Raw genomic sequence first — 4,609 nt, forward strand, 5'->3', positions numbered from 1 at the left:
AAGTGGTAGGTACTACTTGTGCCATAGCCATCATACCTGTAATAGCTAATAAAAATGTGAGTGTTAAACTTTTCTTTGTCATTTTGATTATTTTTTGTTGGAGTTATAATTTCTTAAAAAGGATGTTTATAAAAAGTAATTCATATAAGAGCGCAAACGTATTCCAGAAAAATAAAATAGCTGCATTATATTACATTAAGAAATTGTATCCCTTCTATTAATTTAAGGTATTTCCAAAAATTCTGTGGAAGTGCTATGGAAAATGAAGTATAAATTTTATCTTTTTTTAAAAACTGGCTTTCATTCAAAAAAGATCTGGTAAACTATATTTTGCGAAATTTAGCCCGACAAAATACGTTTAAGCATAAATTAACGGTTTTTTAACCCAAATTTTGTCTCGTCTTTTTGGACGAGACAAAATTTGGGTTAAAAATAGTTCAAGATTATATGACTGAACGCAAAGAGGCGCGCCTGCGGCGCGCCTCTTAATACATCTGATTAATTAAAGCTTGTATTAATCTTGTTTGCTGATTTTGCTGGTATGCTTCAGCGCATCATTGCAATATACCTGTACGGTATACATACCTGAAGAAATTTCATCCAGACCGATGATCATGGTGTGTGAACCTGCTTCATGACGGGCTTGCATTTGTTTTACCAGTCGACCACTGATGTCAAACAGTTTTACAACGGTTTGTTGTGCATTTGTTGCTGTAATATCAACCATTACCACTGAAGTAGCCGGATTTGGATATACCATGATTTCTTCTTGTAATGAAACCTCTTCCGTTACGGATGGTTTACTTGCCAACGTAGTCCAGTCACTTATTTCACTCCAAGGTCCGGTTGTAAATGGTGAAGGATTACAGATAGCACGAATTTGCCATTCGTAATTGGTATTCAAAGCTAATCCAGTGTAATTTTTGCTGGTGGCGGTACCAGAAGCAGTACCATTTACCCATGCACCAGGACCGGCCGCTAAACGGTAACGAATTTGATAATAATTCGTATTTGGTATTGCTGTCCAGGTCAAGGTAGTTGTAGTACCTGTTATATTAATTGCATTCAAATTCATTGGAGCAACACAAGAATTGCTTGTCGTGAAGATTGAAGTTGCACTCCAAGGACCCGGGTAGTTCGGCGTACTACAGAATCCACGCACTTCCACTTCATACTGAGTACCTGCGGTTAAACCAACAATATTTTTAAATGTTGTTGGAGCAGCTTGGGTACCACCGCCTGTCCAGCTACCTGCACCTACTGCACGGTAACGAATTTCATACCAAATCAATCCAGGAATTCCATTCCAGTTTACAGTAGCTGAATTTCCACCAATATTACTCATATTGATACCAGTTACTGGAGGTGCAGCGGTCGTAAAGATATTGGCCGGAGCAGAGGTATTCGTACAACCATTCCCATCGGTATATGTATAGGTATAGGTTGTAGTTGGTCCACTGTATGGGTTGGCCACACTAAAAGTACCACCACTAGGATTTCCAATCAGAGAAACTGAATTACCGGCACAAGCACTTACGTCGCTGGCAGTAACAGTTGGCAAAGGATTGATGGTCAAATTCAGGGTATAATCCTGACATGCTACATTCGCTGTGTAAACACCTGATGCAGTATAATTTAAACCGGTTATAGCCCAGTTATAGGTTACACAAGCTGAAATGGTCGTAACAATTGGTGGATTCGGAGAACCAGTTACAACCCATGAACATGAAGTTGTGTTGAAAGTCGCCGTTTCATAACAAGCTAAGTTAGGCATAGCTGGCATAGTTCCAGTTACAACCCATGAACATGAAATTGTGTCGAAAGTAGCTGTTTCATAACATGCTAATCCGGTTGGTGCAGGAGGCATAGATCCTGTTATATCCCAAGAACAAGTCGTGTAATTGAAGGTAGCTGTTTCATAACATGCTAAACTTGGTTGTGCAGGTTGTACTACAACTATTTGTGTAGCCGTGTTAGTATTACCATTAGCGTCCGTCACCGTCCAAGTAACCGTAGTATTGCCCATCAAAAAAGTTGACGGTGCATCATTTGTAACGCTCGCTACACTGCAATTGTCACTTGTAGCTGGTGTACCCAATGATACGGTCACTCCGGCACAATTATTCGTGCTAACAAACACTGTATCATTTGCCGTAGATGCTGTGGCACTTACCGAAGCAGGATTGAAGAAAGCCAATAATTGTCCACCTTGAACAACTTCTGTTAAATTAGGTAAACCTGTAGTGTAGTGTGCTTGTACATCTAATAAGAACATTCCAGGTCCTAATATGTCAGACATATCAATGATACCTGAAGATTCTTCGTCATTATTGAATGGCAATGTTGCAGGCGTTGTAGTTGATCCAACTAAATCTCCAAATCGAGCTGGGTCATGTTTTCCTACTAATTCTAATGAATCAGTTGCAATCGTATATTGCCAGATTTTAGCACTATGAGCTTGACCACCTGGATCCTCTTGTAAAAGAATGTGTCCTAACTTATCAATAGTCATGTTGTCTAACATTTTTTGACCTTCTGTTCCGTCTAAAAGAACAGTAATTGTTCCACCAGTTTCTGGATTTGCAATGTCATTAAAACGTAATCTCCAGAGACGACTTGGGGACGTAAATGAGTTCGTAGTAACAAAGTAAAAATCGTTAGGATTTGATGGATCAAAAGCTCCATCTTCTGGGCGAAGGAAATTAGTTACTCCAGCAGCAACACTATTTGTATGTAAAGTTGCTCCTGTTGTATTTTGAACAAATCCAAGATCTTCTAATGCAAAGGGTGTATTTGCAGCAGGAATACTTGCAGATAATTCAAGTGGTAAACCTGGCACTTTTACGCCCCATAATTTACCGTTGTTTAATCCCGCTTTATCTATATCTGTTCCTGAATTTGTTTTTGTACCAATATAAAAGTAAACTTGTCCGGGGGTAGCATCATCTGTACCAGCCACAACCGTTTTATCTCCTGATGCCGGACTTGCAACTGCATTCTCCCATGAGAATCTTCCTAAATAGGGCAATTGGTAGCTAACGCCTGCTGATGCTCCTGTTAAAATATGTCCAAAGGCACGACCTTCTGATCCTGATTCTTCACCATTCAGAAAAATACGCTCTGGAGTACCTAAACCAGTAGCTTGATTATAGAATGCAGAAACTGAAGGAAGATCAGCCGAACAAAAACGATTGAATTGAGTAGTTCCTAAAACAAAACTACTAGTAGCTGTATCCCAATTGTAAACACTTTGTATTAAATCGCTTCCGCTTTGTACAGCTAGGTTTGATTTATTAATAACCCATTTTGATACAAAGGCGCCAGTAGATCCGTGAGCACGAACAATACCCTGTGTATTTCCTAATTCATGATTCATTAATAAAGTAAAAGTACCATTGTTGTTATCATAAGCACCTAATCCATCAGGAATACCTACCATTCTATAAGAACCTACAGAATCGTTTACTGACAAAATTGAAGTGAATTTACCACCTTTTGATTGAGACAATATATAAGGAGATTGAGTTGTTGATGGTCCAGTTACTCCAGGTAATAAAGAAGATGATTGCACGTAGATAGATGGATTAGTCATATCCGGAATACTATTTACGACACCTGAAGTAGTTGCTGTACAACCATTGGCGTCTGTGACAGTATAAGAATAAGGACCTGCATTGACTGTAAATGATCCTGTTCCAGTATATGGAGCAGTACCACCGAAAGCAGCTACGTTAACAATAGTTGAACTATTATTACAATCTACGGAACCAGCAATAGATGAAGCCATTAATTGTGCTGGATCGGTCAATACAATTTCGCTGCAAGCGGAATTGCTGCCATCAGTGGCACAAACTGTATAGGTGCCTGCTCCGAGCATATCAAAGAATCCAGTTGTGTTGGTAGCAACGCCGCCATTAAGTGTATAAGTATAGGTAGGTCCTACCACTGAAGGATTAGCCTGAATAGAACCATTGGTCAATCCATAACAGGAAATCGGTGAGACTACAAGCATATCCAGTGAAAACGCAGTGACTTGCAAAGTAGAAGTAGCTGAGTTATCTGTAATAAGATCGCCAGCTACTGAAATACCTGCTGCACAAGTAGTACCATTTCCAAAGTTTATATTTCCGGCAAAAGTTTGTGCAGGTGAAACTGTAACACCTTGTGCCTTTAGTATAATGGTGCGACTGGTACTTACCGGAATAGGGTCTGTAGAATTACAAACTCGTAATTGTGAACCAGAGTTTGATAATATGGTCCATCCTGCCGGTAAGCCTGTTTGTGCTGCATTCGGTAAAAATGTCACTGAAGTAGGTACTTGAATAATTGGTCTAAGTTTAGCTTGTGGAATAGTTGAGATTGGTCCACTATTACCGATAGTTACGATAAGATCGATGGTATCACCCACAGCTACGATCCCTGAATTAGAAGGTAAAACGTTTATAAAAGGATTCGCTTGCCCAAAGGACTTCCCAACAAGGAATAAAGCCCCAATGCAAAATAGCATTATTAATTTTGTATGTTTCATTATTGAATTATTGAATTATTTATTGAGTACTTAAGCTGTTATTTGCACTATTGTTTGCTGGTGTACTATCAGAACCTCCAG

At 39.2% G+C, this 4,609-nt stretch carries 1 protein-coding gene; it reads right to left on the reverse strand.

The features are described from left to right. Positions 1 to 514 precede the first annotated feature (514 nt). Positions 515 to 4,528: a fibronectin type III domain-containing protein gene (locus ACOYLP_RS10860; protein WP_422856190.1), complete on the reverse strand. Its 4,014-nt coding sequence runs from the start codon at positions 4,526 to 4,528 to the stop codon at positions 515 to 517. Positions 4,529 to 4,609: the final 81 nt, after the last annotated feature.

It is taken from the genome of Flavobacterium sp. (genome assembly GCF_049318325.1).
In the GTDB taxonomy this organism is placed as follows: Bacteria; Bacteroidota; Bacteroidia; order Flavobacteriales; family Flavobacteriaceae; genus Flavobacterium.

What these genes read in the sequence shown, in the direction of transcription:
- ACOYLP_RS10860 (WP_422856190.1), bottom strand. Translation starts at nt 4,528, where the DNA reads ATGAAACATACAAAATTAATAATGCTATTTTGCATTGGGGCTTTATTC.